Source organism: Myceligenerans salitolerans (genome assembly GCF_017349295.1).
GTDB lineage: Bacteria > Actinomycetota > Actinomycetes > Actinomycetales > Cellulomonadaceae > Myceligenerans > Myceligenerans salitolerans.
In genome coordinates, this window is the sequence record NZ_JAFMPK010000038.1 from 52,793 (window position 1) to 67,869 (window position 15,077).

At 73.0% G+C, this 15,077-nt stretch carries 19 protein-coding genes; 11 read left to right on the plus strand and 8 right to left on the minus strand.

Features of this window, described 5'->3' with window-relative positions:
* The first annotated feature begins 6 nt into the window (after positions 1-6).
* The 3 genes from pdxR (at position 7) to J0911_RS09450 (ending at position 3,301) form a co-directional block, all read left to right on the plus strand.
* Entirely contained in the window at positions 7-1,422 is a 1,416-nt protein-coding gene (gene pdxR, locus J0911_RS09440) for a MocR-like pyridoxine biosynthesis transcription factor PdxR (RefSeq protein ID WP_207275216.1), read from the plus strand.
* 154 nt (positions 1,423-1,576) lie between these two features.
* Positions 1,577-2,473: an NADP-dependent oxidoreductase gene (locus tag J0911_RS09445; protein WP_207275217.1), complete on the plus strand. Its 897-nt coding sequence runs from the start codon at positions 1,577-1,579 to the stop codon at positions 2,471-2,473.
* Between the two features lie 219 nt (positions 2,474-2,692).
* Positions 2,693-3,301 carry a histidine phosphatase family protein gene (locus tag J0911_RS09450; RefSeq protein ID WP_207275218.1) on the plus strand — a complete coding sequence of 203 codons (609 nt, stop codon included), beginning with the start codon at positions 2,693-2,695 and terminating at the stop codon, positions 3,299-3,301.
* A 15-nt stretch (positions 3,302-3,316) separates the two neighbouring features.
* Here J0911_RS09450 and J0911_RS09455 read toward each other — a convergent pair whose 3' ends face one another.
* Positions 3,317-3,898, minus strand: coding sequence for a TetR/AcrR family transcriptional regulator (locus J0911_RS09455; RefSeq protein WP_207275219.1), 582 nt, complete (start codon positions 3,896-3,898; stop codon positions 3,317-3,319).
* A gap of 44 nt (positions 3,899-3,942) precedes the next feature.
* Here J0911_RS09455 and J0911_RS09460 point away from each other — a divergent pair, with 44 nt between their 5' ends.
* Positions 3,943-4,776 carry a CPBP family glutamic-type intramembrane protease gene (locus tag J0911_RS09460; protein WP_242636533.1) on the plus strand — a complete coding sequence of 278 codons (834 nt, stop codon included), beginning with the start codon at positions 3,943-3,945 and terminating at the stop codon, positions 4,774-4,776.
* On the opposite strand, the gene J0911_RS09465 is transcribed toward J0911_RS09460, so the two are convergent.
* A complete protein-coding gene (locus J0911_RS09465) occupies positions 4,777-5,238 on the minus strand; it encodes a MarR family winged helix-turn-helix transcriptional regulator (protein ID WP_207275221.1) in 462 nt (153 codons plus the stop codon).
* A 92-nt stretch (positions 5,239-5,330) separates the two neighbouring features.
* On the opposite strand from J0911_RS09465, the gene J0911_RS09470 reads away from it, so the two are divergent.
* Positions 5,331-6,143, plus strand: coding sequence for an SDR family NAD(P)-dependent oxidoreductase (locus J0911_RS09470; protein WP_207275222.1), 813 nt, complete (start codon positions 5,331-5,333; stop codon positions 6,141-6,143).
* A 7-nt stretch (positions 6,144-6,150) separates the two neighbouring features.
* On the opposite strand, the gene J0911_RS09475 is transcribed toward J0911_RS09470, so the two are convergent.
* Positions 6,151-6,291, minus strand: a complete 141-nt coding sequence (locus tag J0911_RS09475) for a hypothetical protein (RefSeq protein WP_207275223.1) — start codon at positions 6,289-6,291, stop codon at positions 6,151-6,153.
* Between the two features lie 283 nt (positions 6,292-6,574).
* Between J0911_RS09475 and arfB the strand changes: the two genes are divergently transcribed.
* On the plus strand, positions 6,575-7,021 hold the full coding sequence (arfB, locus tag J0911_RS09480; protein ID WP_207275224.1) for an alternative ribosome rescue aminoacyl-tRNA hydrolase ArfB: 447 nt from the start codon (positions 6,575-6,577) through the stop codon (positions 7,019-7,021).
* A 344-nt stretch (positions 7,022-7,365) separates the two neighbouring features.
* On the opposite strand, the gene J0911_RS09485 is transcribed toward arfB, so the two are convergent.
* The gene (locus J0911_RS09485) at positions 7,366-7,548 is read right to left on the minus strand and encodes a hypothetical protein (RefSeq protein ID WP_207275225.1); all 183 of its coding nucleotides are present in this window, start codon (positions 7,546-7,548) and stop codon (positions 7,366-7,368) included.
* Positions 7,549-7,785: 237 nt separating this feature from the next.
* Between J0911_RS09485 and J0911_RS09490 the strand changes: the two genes are divergently transcribed.
* Positions 7,786-8,313 carry a putative immunity protein gene (locus J0911_RS09490; RefSeq protein ID WP_207275226.1) on the plus strand — a complete coding sequence of 176 codons (528 nt, stop codon included), beginning with the start codon at positions 7,786-7,788 and terminating at the stop codon, positions 8,311-8,313.
* Between the two features lie 44 nt (positions 8,314-8,357).
* Here the strand turns inward: J0911_RS09490 and J0911_RS21070 are convergent, their stop codons facing one another.
* On the minus strand, positions 8,358-10,511 hold the full coding sequence (locus tag J0911_RS21070; RefSeq protein ID WP_207275227.1) for a cytochrome P450: 2,154 nt from the start codon (positions 10,509-10,511) through the stop codon (positions 8,358-8,360).
* A 224-nt stretch (positions 10,512-10,735) separates the two neighbouring features.
* Complete coding sequence (locus tag J0911_RS09500; protein ID WP_207275228.1) at positions 10,736-11,467, minus strand: dienelactone hydrolase family protein; 732 nt, start codon at positions 11,465-11,467, stop codon at positions 10,736-10,738.
* Between the two features lie 261 nt (positions 11,468-11,728).
* Here J0911_RS09500 and J0911_RS09505 point away from each other — a divergent pair, with 261 nt between their 5' ends.
* A complete protein-coding gene (locus J0911_RS09505) occupies positions 11,729-12,517 on the plus strand; it encodes an MBL fold metallo-hydrolase (protein WP_207275229.1) in 789 nt (262 codons plus the stop codon).
* A 24-nt stretch (positions 12,518-12,541) separates the two neighbouring features.
* Here the strand turns inward: J0911_RS09505 and J0911_RS09510 are convergent, their stop codons facing one another.
* Complete coding sequence (locus J0911_RS09510) at positions 12,542-12,967, minus strand: NYN domain-containing protein (RefSeq protein ID WP_207275230.1); 426 nt, start codon at positions 12,965-12,967, stop codon at positions 12,542-12,544.
* 35 nt (positions 12,968-13,002) lie between these two features.
* A complete protein-coding gene (locus J0911_RS09515) occupies positions 13,003-13,539 on the minus strand; it encodes a CGNR zinc finger domain-containing protein (protein ID WP_207275231.1) in 537 nt (178 codons plus the stop codon).
* A 26-nt stretch (positions 13,540-13,565) separates the two neighbouring features.
* Here J0911_RS09515 and J0911_RS09520 point away from each other — a divergent pair, with 26 nt between their 5' ends.
* The 3 genes from J0911_RS09520 to J0911_RS09530 all read left to right on the plus strand — a co-directional run bounded on the left by J0911_RS09520 (position 13,566) and on the right by J0911_RS09530 (position 15,039).
* The gene (locus tag J0911_RS09520) at positions 13,566-13,799 is read left to right on the plus strand and encodes a hypothetical protein (RefSeq protein WP_207275232.1); all 234 of its coding nucleotides are present in this window, start codon (positions 13,566-13,568) and stop codon (positions 13,797-13,799) included.
* Positions 13,800-14,016: 217 nt separating this feature from the next.
* Positions 14,017-14,472, plus strand: a complete 456-nt coding sequence (locus J0911_RS09525; RefSeq protein WP_207275233.1) for an Hsp20/alpha crystallin family protein — start codon at positions 14,017-14,019, stop codon at positions 14,470-14,472.
* Positions 14,473-14,760: 288 nt separating this feature from the next.
* Positions 14,761-15,039 carry a hypothetical protein gene (locus J0911_RS09530; RefSeq protein ID WP_207275234.1) on the plus strand — a complete coding sequence of 93 codons (279 nt, stop codon included), beginning with the start codon at positions 14,761-14,763 and terminating at the stop codon, positions 15,037-15,039.
* The last annotated feature ends 38 nt before the right edge of the window (positions 15,040-15,077 follow it).

The window sequence follows — 15,077 nt, forward strand, 5'->3', positions numbered from 1 at the left end:
CGACCGGTGGACCTCGTCGTCGACCTCAGCGAACGCACCGGACGCACCGATGCCATCTACCGCGCCCTGCGCACCGCCCTCACGGCCGGCCGGGTGCGCTCGGGAGAACGGCTGCCCTCCACCCGTGAGCTCGCCCGGGATCTCGGCGTCTCCCGGGCGAGCGTCACCACGGCTTACGAACGGCTCGCCGCCGAGGGGTTCCTGGAGACACGAGCCGGGGCCGGCACGTTCGCCACGGCGGCGGCGCGCGACACACCGCCACCGCCGCGGCGCCGCACACCCGGCGCACTGCGCCCCCGTGCGGGCTGGCGCTGGACCGCACATCCCACGAGCGGCGACCTCCCCGCCGTGACCTACAACTTCCGCGCCGGCATCCCGGACGCCAGCCTCTTCCCGTACGACACCTGGCGGCGCCTGCTGGCCGCCGAGTCGCGGGCGGGCGGTCCTCCAGCCGGCACCTATGCCGGCCCCGCGGGCCTGCCGCGGTTCCGCGCGGCCGTCGCCCGGTACGTGGCCGGCTCGCGCGGAGTCCACGCCGGGCCCGACGACGTCATCGCCACCACCGGCGCACAGCAAGGCCTGGACCTCGTGGCCCGCGTGCTGCTCCAACCGGGCGACGTCGTCGCCATGGAGGATCCGGGCTACCCGGAGGCGCGAGACCTCTTCGCCCTGCACGGCGCGCAGGTCGTCCCCGTGCCCGTCGACGACGAGGGCCTCGTCGTCGCGGACATCCCCGAGCGGGCTCGTCTGGTCTACACCACCCCGTCGCACCAGTTCCCGCTCGGGATGCCGCTCTCCCTCCCCCGGCGCCGGGCGCTCCTGGCGCACGCCGCCCGGCACGGCGCGGCAGTGGTCGAGGACGACTACGACAGCGAGTTCCGCCGCGCCCGCCGTCCGCTCGAGTCCCTCCAGGCACTGGACCGCGAGGGCCGCGTGATCTACGTGGGCACCTTCTCGAAGTCGCTGCTGCCCGGGCTGCGCGCCGGATATCTGGTGGCCCCCTCGTCCCTGCGCGACGCCCTGCTCGCCGCCCGCCAGCTCACCGACGGACACGGAGCCGTGCACGTGCAGGCGGCGCTGGCACGGTTCATCGACGACGGTCTGCTCGCTCGTCACGTCCGCAGGGCTTCCGCGCGCTACGCGGAGCGCCACGAGATCCTGCTCGACGCGCTCGCCGCCCTCCCCGTGGAGCCCGTACCGTCGGCGGCCGGCCTGCACCTGACGGCCTACCTGCCCGGGGACGCACCGGTCGGTTCGGCGGAGCTCGTCGCCCGTGCCAGGCGCCGCTCGATCGCGTGCGAGTCCCTCGGCGCCTTCGCGGTGGGGCCGCACCGCGACGGGATCGTGCTGGGGATCGGAGGCGCCGTCACGGGTTCGATCAGGCCGGGCATCCAGGTGCTCGGGAGTCTGCTGCTGCCGTGACGGCGGCCGGGCCCGCCGTCACGGCCGCGCTCGGCGTCGCCGCCACGCCGATCAGGAGAGCCCGCCCGTCCGGGCCGGTCCGTCTGCGAGACTGCGCGGGTGGGCGGCCGTACCGTTCGCGTCGCCCCCGGGAGACATCCGAAGGAGAGAGCGCATGCGAGCAGTGGTTTTCGACCGGTTCGGCGGGCCGGAGGTGCTGCGCGTCGGCGAGGTCGCCGAGCCGGAGGCGGGACCCGGTGAGATCCGCGTGCGGGTCGGGGCCGTCGGGCTCAATCCCTTCGACGGGAAGGTGCGGTCCGGCGCCATGGAGAAAGTGTTCCGCACCGCGCTGCCCGGGGTGCCGGGGTCGGAGGCGGCGGGCGTCGTCGACCAGGTCGGAAGCGGTGTCACGGGCGTCGGCCCGGGTGACCGGGTGACCGGCTCGGCCCGGCGCGGTGCGGCCGAGCACGCGGTGCTCAGCTCCTGGGCGGCGGTGCCGGACGGCATCTCCGCCGCCCAGGCGGCGGCACTGCCCGTCGTGAACGAGACCGCCCGGCGGGCCCTGCGCATCCTCGCCGTGAAGCCCGGGGAGACGCTGCTGGTGCACGGCGCCAGCGGCGGGGTGGGCGGGCTCGCGACCCAGCTCGCGGTCGCCGCCGGCGTGACGGTGATCGGGACGGCCTCGCCGTCGAACCACGACCGGGTGGCGTCCTTCGGTGCGACGCCCACCTCGTACGGGCCGGGACTGGTCGAACGGGTCCGTTCGATCACGCCCACCGTGGACGCCGTGCTCGACGCCGCCGGGCGTGGCGCGCTGCCGGACAGCATCGAGCTGCGCGGCGGCACGGACCGCGTGCTGACGATCGCGGACCCGGCCGCGGCCGAGCTGGGCGTCCGGTTCACCGACGGGGGCACGCCCTCGCCGGCCGACCTCGCCGAGCTGCTCGGCCTCGTCGCCCGCGGCGAGGTGTCGGTCCCGGTCGCGAAGGTGCTCCCGTTCGCCCAGGCGGCCGAGGCGCAGGCCCTGGTCGACGGCGGCCACGCGGGCGGCAAGGTCGTCCTGGTGCCCTGACGGGCGGGACATCGCCGCCCGGAAGCCGTCCACGACAGGCAGCGGCTGCGTGACCCCGGCGAGCTGAGCGTCCCTTCGCCCTCGAGGTCATGGGCGGTGAACGTGCCGTCGCCGCCGTCGGTCCAGCGGCCGGCCATCTGCGCCACGCCCGTCGGCCGGGATCGCATGGAGCAAGGGGTTCCCGCCACGGACCTCGTACCGATCAGCGAGACTGGCGGCATGCAGACCAGGTCAGGAGAACTCGTCGTCGTCCGTCACGGCGAGACCGAGTGGAGCCGCAGCGGGCAGCACACGGGGCGAACCGATGTGCCGCTCACCGCCCGCGGCGAGGAGCAGGCCGCGGCGCTGGCACCGGTGCTGGCACACCGCGAGGCCGTCTCCCACGCAATGGTCAGTCCGGCGGCCCGGGCCCGGCGGACCGCGCAGCTCGCGGGCCTGGACGGCGCCGAGGTCGACGCCCGGCTCTGGGAGTGGGACTACGGCGGCTACGAGGGACGCACCACCGAGGAGATCCAGCGGCGGCACCCCGGCTGGTACCTGTGGACCGACGGCGTGATCCCCGGCGACCGGGACCATCCCGGCGAATCGATCGAGCAGGTCGGGGCCCGTGTGGACGCCCTCCTGGTGGACCTTCGCAAGCGGCTCCAGGACGGTGACGTCGCGGTCGTCGCGCACGGACACGTCCTGCGCGTCCTCACCGCACGCTGGCTGGGGCTCGAACCGGCCGCGGGCCGGCTGTTCCGGCTCAACACCGGGACGCTGTCGGTACTGGGCGCCGAGCACGGTCGCCCGGTGGTCACGGCATGGAACGTGCCCCTCCCGCGGTGAGGGAGGCGCCCCCATCTACCAGTCGAGCCCAAGCAACGCGCGGACGACGAGACCCAGGGCGTCCGTGGTCGGTGACCCTCCGAGCATCGCGGCCGTGCGCGGGTAGTCGGTGAGGTCGGTCGCCGCGAGTTCTGCCCGGAACCGCGGCGTCGGCGTCTCCGACGCGGAGAGGATCGCGGCCCCGTGCACCCACTCCGTGAGGAAGGCCGTCGCCGACCAGGCCCGCTCCTCGGTCAGCCCGGCGTCGTCGAAGAAGCGCAGGAGCGCCTCGTTGAGCGCGAGGGCGTGGGGGCCGATGACGCGCTGGGAGGCGAGGATCCCCACCCGTTCCGGCGACGCCCGGAACCGTTCGAGGACGCCGTGGAGGAACCGTTCGAGCGACGCCGCGTCGGCGGGGCCGCGAAGCGGAGCGAGATCGATGGTGCCGAGGAACCTGTCGCCGATGCGGGTCCGCAGTGCCTCCATGTCGGGGATGTAGGTGTAGATCGCGTTCGGCGTCACGTCCGCCTCGGCGGCGATCCGGCGCAGGGTGAGGGCGCCGAGCCCGCCCTGGTCCAGCACTCGTTCCGCCGCCGTGACGATTCGCTGCGCGGACACGTCCCCGCGTGGTCCCCGTCGTCGTTGCCCTGTCATCCGTGCCAATGCTAGCGTCCCTGATTGTGCAGCGAACAAATACTTCGGCGCGGCGCGCCGCGCTCCGGTTCGTCGTGGCCGTGCTCGCCACCGTCACCGTCGTCTGCGGGGCCTTCCTCGCCCTCGACACGGAGATCCCCGAGTGGTTCCCGACCGTCGGGCGATGGATCCCGGCGGTCGTCGCGCTCGCCGTGATCCGCGCCGCACGGCTGCCCGGAGGGCTCGTGTACTGGTGGAAGCTGCGCCCGGGCGGCTGGAGGCGGCTCCTGGCCGGCGCTGCGGTGGGTGTGCTGGTGCTCGTCGCCGTCTACGCCGTGGCGGCGCTGCTGGCGCAGTTCCTGGGGATCGCGACGGTGATCGATGCCGCCGCTCTCGGGTCCGTCGCACTCATGGTGCCCGTGTTCGCCGTCGTCTTCGCGGTGAGCACGTTCGGGGAGGAGGTTGCCTGGCGCGGGTTCCTCCAGCAGGCATGGTCCGGCTGGAGCTTCTGGCGGAGCTCGACGTCGATCGGGCTCGTCTGGGTGGCCTTCCATGTCCCGCTCCACGGGGCGATGGCCGTCCAGGGCACGCTGCCGTGGTCGACGGCGGTCTCCGCGACGCTCGCGCTTCTCCCCCTGGGCATCCTGCTGAGCGCCTTCGTGATGCGTTGGGGAAGCGTCTGGCCGGCCGTCTTCGCCCACGCGGCGCCACTCACGACACTCAACCTGCTCACCGAGCCCGGCGAGCTCGGCCTCGGCGACCAGCTGACCATCGTCGCGATCGGCAGCGCCCTCATGCTCGCGGCGGCATCCGTACTGAGCAACGGACGTCGCGCGAGAAGCCGCGTCGCCGCAGCAGCCTGATCAACGCGCCGCGACGGCCGACGTGCCACCGGCCCTTTCGCGATCCGCCGCGCCGAGCACCTTCGCCAGCAGCTTGGCCAACTCCCGCAGCTCGCCCGCGCCCAGCGCGGCGAACGGGGTGCGCTCCAGGGTTCCCGCGATGATCTCGCCGCGCACCCGCCTCCCCTCCGCGGTCAGCCTGACGACCCGTGATCGGCGATCATGCGGGTCGGTCAGCCGCTCGACCAGCCCGCGGTCGACGAGCTGGTTGGTGACGAAGCTGAGGTTCGGCGCATTGCAGTGGAGGCGTTCGCTCATCACCTTCATGGAGGGCGGCGCCTCCTCCGGGTCGACGACCCACAGCGCCTGCGCCGTCGCGAGGGTCAGCCCGTGCCGCCCGACCAGGTCGGTCACCCTGTCGCCCGTCAGCATGAAGAGCTCATGGTTCGCCCGGACGACGGCTTCGAGGTCGGTCTGGCTCACCCGGCGATCCTACGCGCGTCACTTCGAGACTCGAAGGTGCTAGAGTCCGGGTGTTACTTCGAGACTCGAACTACTTTCACCGAGGCGGTCGCATGTACACGTATCGAGGCACCACCACGCTCGTCACCGGAGCCTCCCGAGGACTTGGCTCGGCCTATGCGACGGAACTCGCCCGGCGCGGCTCGGACCTCGTGCTGGTCGCGCGGTCGGGGACCGCCCTCGACGAGGTCGCGGCCCGGCTCCGCACCGCGTACGACGTCGCGGTGACCACCATCGCGGCGGACCTGACCGACCGCGAGCAGGTCACCGACGTCCTCCGCACCCTCGACGGCTCCCCCTTCGCGATCGATCTGCTTCTCAACAACGCGGGTACGGGGACCGCCGGGCCGTTCCTCGACCGGGCACTCGAACCGAACCAGGCGTCGGTCGACCTCAACATCTCGGCGCTCATGACCCTGACCCACGCGCTGGGCCGCACGATGGCCGCCCGGGGCTCGGGTGGAATCATCAACATCGCCTCGACGGCGGCGTTCCAGCCGATGCCCTATCAGGCCGGCTATGCCGCCACCAAGGCATTCGTGCTGTCCTTCACGGAAGCCCTGGCCGAAGAGATGCGTGGCAAGGGTGTCCGGATCATGGCGGCACACCCCGGGGCGACGGACACGGCCTTCTTCGACGGGACCTCTTACACCATGGACCCGAGGATGGCCGACTCCCCCGACACCGTCGCACGCCGGACGCTGGACGACTTCGCCCGGGGCCGGAGCGCGTCGTACCCGGGCAGGCGGCTCAACCAGGTCGCCTCCTGGCTCCCCCGGTACCTTCCGCGCACCGCCACCGCGCGGCTCACCGGGAAGCTCAACCGCACGCTCGGACTCGACTCGGCCCGCGTCCAGGCCGCGTAGCCACCGGTCACCACAGGCCGCGCTTGCGGCGCTTGCTGCTCCCCCACAACCCCTTGCCGAGGTTCTTGCTACGACCCTTCGTCGTGCTCCCCCACAGGCCGCGCTTCCAGCTCTTCGCGCGTGACTTCCGGCCCCACAGACCAGCCATCGACGACCTCCTCGCGTACGAACGGACCCTCAGGCTACGCACGCCTCCGGACCACGCGAATCACACTCCACGCGGTTGACATCGCGGGCAGGCGTCGCGTCCGCCGTCGAGGGCGCGCCCGAGGTGGAGGTACACGAGGTTCGCACGGTACGCGGCGACGGCGGCCGCGGGGCCAGGACTTACAGGCCTCGCTCGCGATCAGGAGAGACAGACGGGATCAGCGACAGGGCGAGACGGAAAGTATGACGATGACGGACGTGGCGGATCGCGGGAGGATGAGGAGATGCCGTCTCCCGTTCGCCCCGGTCTCGTCGTCAGCCCTGCGCTGACGATCCCGCGAGCCGAGCTTCGCGAGCGGTTCTCCCGCTCCTCGGGGCCGGGCGGCCAGGGTGTCAACACGACGGACTCGCGCGTCGAGCTCACCTGGGACGTCGGCCGGTCCGCCGTCCTGAGCGACGCGCAGCGTGGGCGCCTCGTGGCGCGGCTCGGCGACCGCCTCGTCGACGGCGCCCTGACCGTCGTCGCCTCGGAGCATCGGGAACAACGGCGCAACCGCGACGCCGCTGGCCGACGCCTGGCGGCTCTCGTGGCCGACGCCCTGGCCCCTCCCCCGCGAACCCGCCGCCCCACGCGCGCCACCCGCGCTTCGCACGAGCGACGCCTGACCGCGAAGAAGCAACGATCCACGACCAAGCGGCAGCGCTCGTCCAGACCCGGGCGGGAGGACTGACGGTCCTCCGGACCGCGGCTCGCCGGCAACACCATCCCGCCTCCCGAGGAACACGGTTCAGCCCCCCTGGCAGAAGTCCGTTCCACCCGTGTAGCACCGCTCGTGTTCCCGGCGACCACGGCTCGGCCCGTCGGCCAAGCCTGGCTGGAAAGGGGTGAGCGACGTGCACGACGGCCGGCTTCGGCGTCTCGCCCGCCGCCACGACCGTTAGCGGGCCGCTTCGCTGCGTGCGTGCCCGACCGGGTGATGCGCGAGGCCTGCGGACGCTACTGTGCCGGCCATCGGATGCGGACGGCCAGAGTGGTGCGGCCTGATGACACCGAGCGGGTCGAGCGGAGCCCGGGTCAGGCCGGTACGGTGATCGAGGCTACGCAGGAGTTGCACATGTAGGTGATCTCGACGGCCGCGTCGTCCCCGAACCGCACGCCCTGCTCGACGGTCAGATCGTCGCAGTCGAAACACAGCCACGGGCCGCAATCACCCTGTCGTCCTGACTCGACGATGTCGTTCCACCGCTCTTGGTCCATGGCCGGGACCATACACATGGTCCATGACACGACTCGCTCACGGACTGCTGCCCGGCGCCATCGGCAAGGGCGTTCTGGCGCGTCGGTCGCGGTGCCCGTGCTCCCAGCCGACCGCGGCTCGGCCCGTCGGCCCCGAGTTCAGGCGCGAGCGGGTCTCGCGGCTACGCCGACGTGACGGACGGCCGGCCAGGACCGGATCCGCGCCCGCGGCACGGAGGTGTGTGCGAGAGTGTCGCCATGGCATCCCCGCAGGCGCTCAGTGAGGCCGATCGCAGGCTCGTGGCCCTGTGGGCCGCGGACTGCGCGGAGCGCGTTCTGGCCGTGTTCGAGGCCGAGGCGCCGACCGACGATCGCGCGCGGGACGGCATTGCCCGGGCACGGGCGTTCGGCCGCGGTGAACTCGGTGCCGCCGAGGAAATCCGTCGCCGCTTCGTCGCCGGTCGGGCGGCCCGGTCGGCGACGAGCCCCGCCGCCGTGGCGGCTGCTCGCTCCGCGGGCCAGGCGTCAGGCGTCGCGCACATGGGCGCCCACGCCCTGGGTGCGGCAGCGTACGCCGCGAAGGCCGCCGGACTGGCCGCACCCGGCCGGGCGGGCGCCCGCGAGGCCGAGGTCCGCTGGCAGCTCGAGCACATGACAGCGGACGTCCGGGCCGCGCTCCGGCGCCTTCCGTCCCTCGGCGAGGACTCGTCCGGACCTCTGGGATCGGGACTGCTCGCTTCCGGCGTGCTCGCCACCACGATCCGCGACATCCAGGCCGAACTCTGACGACGTCGGCGGCCGGACCGCCTGCCCGCGGAGCAGCGGGGTCGCTACCGCGCGTCGTCGGCGGCGACCCGGCGACGTAGGGCGCGGGCCTGGGGCGCTTCCCACGCGTCGGCTCCGGTCGCGTGCGCCGGATCGGGTCCGTCCTGCGGGAGCCGCGCCATCGTCTGCTTGGTGACGCGGACGGCCTGCCGGTCGCGGCGAGCGACGCGGCGCGCCAGACGTCTGGCCTCGCGCCACACGTCTTCCGCCGGCACGACGTGGTGCACCAGGCCGCTCTCCAGCGCCTGCTCGCCGCTCACGGCGTCGCCGAGCAGCAGCATCATGCGGGTCCGGCTCGGACCGGTCTCGGCGATCACACGGTCGAGCATCTCGCTCGCGCCCACGGGTATGCCGAGGATCGTCTCGGGCGCGCGGAAGCGCGTGCCGGTCGCGGCGACCCGGAGGTCACTCGCGGTCGCGAGCCCGAGGCCGGCACCGACGACGAAGCCGTGCAGCGCCGCGACCGTCACCGGCGGACAGGTGCGCCAGGCGTGCAGCACCTGGTCGCCGAGCGCGACGAGGTCCCGGTAGCCGTCGGGGTCGTCCGTGGCGAGCCGGCCGAGCTCGTCCAGGTCCGCGCCCACGCAGAAGTGGCGCCCTTCGGCGCGGAGCACGACGGCGTCGACGTCGTCGGGCAGCGATTCCAGCACGCCGGCCAGCGCCGTCAGCGTTGCGCGGTCCAGCCGGTTGTCACCGTCCGGCCGGGTCAGGGTCACCAGGAGCACCGCGTCGTCCCGCTCGACCACGACGGGCCCGGCGGCGTCGGCCCGCGATGCCACCGGCACCGCCGCGGCCACGGTCTGCGCGGTGATGCCCGACGTCGCCGTGCCCGACGCCGCCGCCGTGGCTCCCGTCCGTACCGTCGTCGTCCGCGAGCGCCGGCGCACCGGCACCGACCGTGTACCACGGAAGGCGATCGATTCGTCGTAGCCCACGGGCCCGGCGAGCTCGAGGTCGAGGCGTCGCAGCAGCTCCGGGAACAGCGTGGTGGCCTCCAGCCGGGCCAGCGGCGCACCGAGGCAGTAGTGCATGCCCACGCCGAACGCGAGGTTCCGGCGCGGCGGGCGCGACAGGTCCAGGTCGTGCGGCGCGTGGTAGACGGCGGGGTCGTGGTTGGCCGCGGCGATCACCACGTGCACGACCTGTCCGGCAGCCACCGGGACGCCGCCGGGCAGCTCGGTGTCCTCGGTCGCGTACCGGGAAAGGAGCTGCGCCGGTGTCACGAGACGCACCAGCTCTTCCACGGCGCCGTTCACGGACTCGGGATGCTCCAGCAGCCAGGCGACCTGGTCGGGCCGGCGCAGGAGCTGGACCAGGCCCTCGGAGAGCAGGGATGTCGTCGTCTCGAGTCCCGCCTCGATCATGACGTTGAGCTGCGATCCGGCCACCGCGCGCACCGCCGGGTCGGTCTCCGTGTCGAGCCACCGCACCAGCGGGGAGTCTTCCGGGAGACGGGACCGCGGCTCGGTCACGAGCTGCTCCCAGTACGCGTTCCACAGCCTGCCGGCACGGTCGGCCTGCGCCAGCCGTTCCCGGCCCGGCGCCAGGTCGTGCACGTTCGAGAGCGCGCGGCTCATGTCGCACAGCAGCGGGATGTCCTCGTGCGGCAGTCCGAGCACGATGCAGAGCACCGCCATGGGCAGCCGGTCACCGACCAGGGCGCCGAAGTCCGCCTCGCCGTCGGCTCGCAGTGCCGCCTCGAAGCGGTCGACGTACTCGTGGACGGTCCGGACGATCTGCGGTGTCAACCCCGCGAGCGTCTGCGGCGAGACGAACGCGCCGAGACTGCGGCGCAGCGCGGCGTGCCCGGGCGGGTTGGTGCCGAGCGCGGAGTCGTGCAGGAACGTCAGGCCCGGGTGGCGCACCCATGCCGGCTGACGCTCGGTGCGCCAGGCGGCGTCCACGGTGCGCCAGCCGGGTCCCCGCAGCACCTCGTGGCTCGCGCCGTCCGAGGTGACCAGCCACGCACCCCACGGCGTGCGGACCGCGGGGCCCATGGCCCGCAGCTCGTCGTAGATCGCGTGCGGGTCGGCGCGCCCCTCGGGCGTGGAAAGGCGACGGATCAGCTGGCGCACGCGGCGCTGGGCGTCGCGTGAGCCGTCGTCGGACGGGGCTGCGGCGTCGTTCGCCGTCCAGGGTCTGCCGGTGCGGTCGGGCACTGAGGACGCTCCTCTTCAGTCAAGACAAGGTCTTGTCTTCCAACGAACAGCGCTGAACATTATGTTCATACCGGACAGCGTATTCCATCCATGCCGGTCACAGTGTGATCATTGCGTAAACTATGTCCATGGGACCGCCATGCACAACAAGGGCGGTCCGGCGTCGCCGCCGCATGACGACTCCTCCGCGTCACAGTCTTCACGCCCGCCGGACCGCCCCGGCCTCACCTCAGGTGCCGGACGAAGAAGCCGGCCGCGTCCTCCCCTGCGTGCTGCGGGACGCCGGTGTGCCCGCCCATGTTGGCGTGCAACGTCTTCTCCGTGCTGCCGAGGGCGTCGAACAGGTCGAGGGCCGCCTGCCGGTCGTTCCACTCGTCATCCCACTGGAGCAGGACGTGCACCGGAATCGTGATCTGACGGGCGTCGTCGAACGTGGTGCGGGGTACGAAGCTTCCGGCGAAGAGTCCGGCGGCCGCGATGCGCGGTTCGACCGCCGCGAGCCGGACCCCGATGGCGATCACCCCGCCCGAGTACCCGACCGGGCCGCCGATCTCGGGCAGCGCCAGGAGGGCGTCCAGGGCGGCCCGCCACTCCGGAACCGCCTTCTCGACCAGTGGCAGCACGAGGGCGTCGACGATCTCGTCGCCGACGGGCTCACCGGCCCCCAGCGCCCCACGGAGGTCGGCGCGGGCCTGTTCGGCGGCGGGGTCACGGGGCCGGTCGCCGCTGCCGGGCAGCTCGATGGTGGCCGCGGCGAAGCCGTTCGCGACGGAGTGCCGGGCGCGCGCCGCCAGCCGGGGATACATCGCGCGCAGTCCGCCGGGGTGGCCGGCCAGGATCAGCGGCGCCGGTGCGGAGGCAGACCCGGACGTCCACAGGATGCCGGGGATCTCGCCGAGGGTGAACTCGCGCTCGAGGACGCCGTCGTCGAGTCGCTGTTCGGAAGTGAATCGCATGGTCGTGCCTTTCGGGAGTGCTCGTGAACGGCGCTCCCGGACGACCTATCGCCCGACCGTGACCCCAGAGGGGAGCACCCATGTCAGTACTGCGTTCACGGGTACCACCTCCTCGTTCTCTCGCACGGCCTCCGCGACCCTAGCAGCGGCCGCCGTCGTCCCTCAACGGCTTCTGCGCGGCATCGTGCGGCGGGCGGTCCGCCACCAACAGCCGAGCTCATAGGCGCCCGTTCACAGGCCCGGTCTGCTTGGATCGGCGTCATGGGACGGTGGATCGAGGTGGCCGACGGCGTGCTGGTACGGCGGTACGACGAGCTGGACCTGTCGGTCGGGCTCGTGGTGGGCGGGGAGTCCTGCCTGGTCGTGGACACGGGCGGTGACGCGGGGCAGGGCACGGAACTCGCCGCCGCCGTGCGCGAGGTGACGCCGCTGCCATGGCGGGTGGCGCTGACGCACTCCCACTTCGACCACAGTTTCGGCACCGAGGCGTTCGTGCCCTGTGCCGTGTGGGCGCACCGGCGCTGCCGCGCCGATCTGGTGGCCACCGGCGAGCGGCAGCGCGAGGAGTGGGCGCACCACTATCGCGAGCGCGGCGAGGAGGAGACGGCCGACCGCGTCGCGGCCGTGCGCCCGGTCCTGCCCGACCACCTGGTCGACGACCGCGCGGAACTCGACCTCGGCGGCCGGCCTGTGGTCCTGCGGCACTTCGGGCCCGCGCACTCCGATCACGACCTGGCGGTGCACGTCCCGGACGCGGGCGCGGTGTTCGCCGGCGACCTCGTGGAGCACGGCGCGCCCCCGCAGTTCGGCGACTCCTTTCCGCAGCACTGGCCGGCCGCACTGGACGGGATCCTGGCGCTGGACGCCCCGGTCGTCCTGCCGGGACACGGCGACCCGGTGGATCGCGGCTTCGTCCGTGAGCAGCGTGCGGAGCTGGCGACGGTCGCGAGGCTGTGCCGGGAGGTCGCCGCGGGGACCCTCACCCCGGAGCGGGCCGTGGCACGGTCGCCCTACCCGGAGGAGTTCACCCTGGCCGCGCTGGCGCGCTGAGCCGCCGTCACGCGGCCTCCGCCGTCATCCGGACAACTCGTCGAGGAACGATCCGGAGCCACGAACGGCAGCCCCGAGCCCGCGAACTCGCTCCGCCAGCTCGCGGTCGGAGGTGACGACGCGCACCGCCGCCGGGTCGCCGGCCAGCGACACGAGCTCCACGATCCGGTGGTCGGCGGCGTCTCGCGCACCGGGAGCCCAGACGACGCGCAGACGGTCGACCGCGCCGAGGTCACGCGAGCTCCCGTCGAGCACCAGGACGACGTCGTCGTCCGTGCGCCCCGCCCAGCGGTCGACCTCGGCGGCGAGTCGCCGCATGGCCCCGGTACGGTCGCGCCACCAGCCGTCGGGCCGGGACCCGATGACGTTCATCCCGTCGATCAGGGTGGCGCCTGCTCGCGGGGCGACCACCTCGGCACGCGCGTTCGGCGGCTCGGACACCTGAGGCATGGCCCCAGGCTGACACAGGGACACGCTCGCGCGCCTCAGCGCACCGCCCGGGCCCGGTGCCGGCGCACCGCCGCCCGGTTGGCGCAGCGGACGGAGCAGTACCGCTGCCGTCCGTTGCGGGTGACGTCGACGACGACCGCCGTGCACGGGTCCCCCGGCACCTGTCCGGCCGCGCACCTGCCGAGGCGGTGCATGCCCCTGGTGGTCAGATGCAGGGCTGTGCCCACACTGATCACCGCCAGCAGCACCTCGGGCAGGGACTGGTCCCGGTCGCGGTAGTGGAGGTGCCAGCCCTCGCCGTCGTGATCGGTCAGCCGGGGGTACGCGGCGGCGGTGGCCATCTGCGTGTTGAGAAGCCGCGCACGTTCCGGCGGGTCGGCCGCGTCCACGACGGCCAGCCACCCGTCGACGACGGCCCTGGTCCGCTCGTGGTCGTCGGGGCGCTCCGGGAAGGCCATGGTCATGCCGTGTTCACGCGTCCGCGTCTCGATCCCGGCGCGCGTGCTCGGCCAGTCGTTGGCCAGGGACGCGGCGAGCAGGACCGCGTACTCGCCGTAAGGGTTGAGATGCATAAGGGCATTACAGCACGGTGGTGTGCATGACGACCCTCGAAACGCGCGACGACCACCCGCTCCTGGCCCCGTCCCACGAACACGCCTGGACCACCGAGTCGAGCCATCCGACGTCGGAAGGGCTGGTGCGCTATGTGCGGTGCGTCCGGTGCGGAGACCGGCGCGTCGACATCCAGGCGCACTCCGACGCCCCGCCCCGTCCCCTCACCGCGACACTGGGCCGGCCAGCCGGCGTTCGCGCCGTCCGCCCGTCACCGTAGGGCTCCATGCCGCGGTGCGCTCGCCCGGATCGGCGGGCATAAGCACCACCGTGCCGGGTCCGGAGACTTCGGCCCACCCCACCAGAGGGCTGGCACTCTCAGGTCGAGAGTGCTAAAACTGTGGGTGTAGCCGGACGGCGGCGCGAACCGTGAACCGCCGTCGAGCGCCGCGGCCCTGGAGGGGCCAGGGCCGCACCGTTAGAGGAGGTGATGCGCGATGGCTACCTACTGGGACCCGTTCCAGGAGATGGACCGGCTGTTCAGCTCGTTCGCCGGTAACGCACGGCAGTCGGGCGGCATGCCGATGGACCTGTTCCGCACGGGCGACCACTACGTCCTGTCCATGGACCTACCGGGCGTCGACCCCGGCACGATCGACGTCTCGGTCGAGGACCGGACACTCACGGTCCGCGCCGAACGCACGCAGCGCTCGGGCGACGACGCGCAGTGGCTGGTCCGCGAACGTCCCACGGGCACGTTCGCCCGGCAGCTCACCGTGGGCCGCGGGCTCGCGCTCGACAGCATCTCCGCCTCGTACGCCGACGGCGTGCTCTCCCTGACCATCCCTGTCAGCGAGGAGGCCAGGCCCCGCAAGATCGAGGTGGCGCACACGGCGGGCACGACCGCCCTCGGACACGGCGCGTCCGAGGGCCGGCAGACCATCGAAGGCTGACCCTGACACTCGCCGGGCCGCGCTCGACGTGCGACCCGGCGAGTTCGCGCCCTGTATCCGGTGGTTCCGGTCCTCGTCGGGCTGGTCGTCCGGCGCGAGCGGCCGAGTCGCACCCAGGTGACCGGCCTGATACTCGGTGGGGCGGCATCTCTCCTGATCGTGCTGGCGTGAACCGGCAATATTCCGGGCGTCGAACACGGGATTGTCCATATGATCCGCTTCGCTCTATGGTGGGGGTACACGGAGTCATGAAGCGGCTCGCGGTCCTTGCGGCCCGGGGAGGCTCATGTGTCATCCGACGATCGATTCCACGGCACGCTTGTCGGCGAGGCGATGATCGAGCGCGCGAAGAGCGTGATCGTCGTGGCGCGGCGCGTGGAGGAGGACCAGGCCGCCCAACTACTGCTCGATGCCGCCGACGAGGCGGGCATCCCGGTGTATCTGGCGGCCGACCAGGTCATGACCGCACTCGAGAAAAGCGTCGACGTCGACGTCATGGAGGACGCGCTCGCCGGTGCACTGGAGGCCGTGGGGCCCGCGGAGACGTCGCGAAGCCTGGCGGCGTGACCGCGAGGCCGCAACCTGGCCGGACGCACCGAACGGCG

Excerpts from the sequence above, each read along its gene's own strand:
- J0911_RS09490 (WP_207275226.1), top strand. The coding sequence starts at position 7,786 with ATGGCATCCCCGCAGGCGCTCAGTGAGGCCGATCGCAGGCTCGTGGCC.
- J0911_RS09525 (WP_207275233.1), top strand. The coding sequence starts at position 14,017 with ATGGCTACCTACTGGGACCCGTTCCAGGAGATGGACCGGCTGTTCAGC.
- J0911_RS09515 (WP_207275231.1), bottom strand. The coding sequence starts at position 13,539 with ATGCATCTCAACCCTTACGGCGAGTACGCGGTCCTGCTCGCCGCGTCC.
- J0911_RS09510 (WP_207275230.1), bottom strand. The coding sequence starts at position 12,967 with ATGCCTCAGGTGTCCGAGCCGCCGAACGCGCGTGCCGAGGTGGTCGCC.
- J0911_RS09470 (WP_207275222.1), top strand. The coding sequence starts at position 5,331 with ATGTACACGTATCGAGGCACCACCACGCTCGTCACCGGAGCCTCCCGA.
- J0911_RS09520 (WP_207275232.1), top strand. The coding sequence starts at position 13,566 with ATGACGACCCTCGAAACGCGCGACGACCACCCGCTCCTGGCCCCGTCC.
- J0911_RS09505 (WP_207275229.1), top strand. The coding sequence starts at position 11,729 with ATGGGACGGTGGATCGAGGTGGCCGACGGCGTGCTGGTACGGCGGTAC.
- J0911_RS09445 (WP_207275217.1), top strand. The coding sequence starts at position 1,577 with ATGCGAGCAGTGGTTTTCGACCGGTTCGGCGGGCCGGAGGTGCTGCGC.
- J0911_RS09485 (WP_207275225.1), bottom strand. The coding sequence starts at position 7,548 with ATGGACCAAGAGCGGTGGAACGACATCGTCGAGTCAGGACGACAGGGT.
- J0911_RS09500 (WP_207275228.1), bottom strand. The coding sequence starts at position 11,467 with ATGCGATTCACTTCCGAACAGCGACTCGACGACGGCGTCCTCGAGCGC.
- J0911_RS09460 (WP_242636533.1), top strand. The coding sequence starts at position 3,943 with ATGCTAGCGTCCCTGATTGTGCAGCGAACAAATACTTCGGCGCGGCGC.
- J0911_RS09450 (WP_207275218.1), top strand. The coding sequence starts at position 2,693 with ATGCAGACCAGGTCAGGAGAACTCGTCGTCGTCCGTCACGGCGAGACC.
- J0911_RS09475 (WP_207275223.1), bottom strand. The coding sequence starts at position 6,291 with ATGGCTGGTCTGTGGGGCCGGAAGTCACGCGCGAAGAGCTGGAAGCGC.
- arfB (WP_207275224.1), top strand. The coding sequence starts at position 6,575 with ATGCCGTCTCCCGTTCGCCCCGGTCTCGTCGTCAGCCCTGCGCTGACG.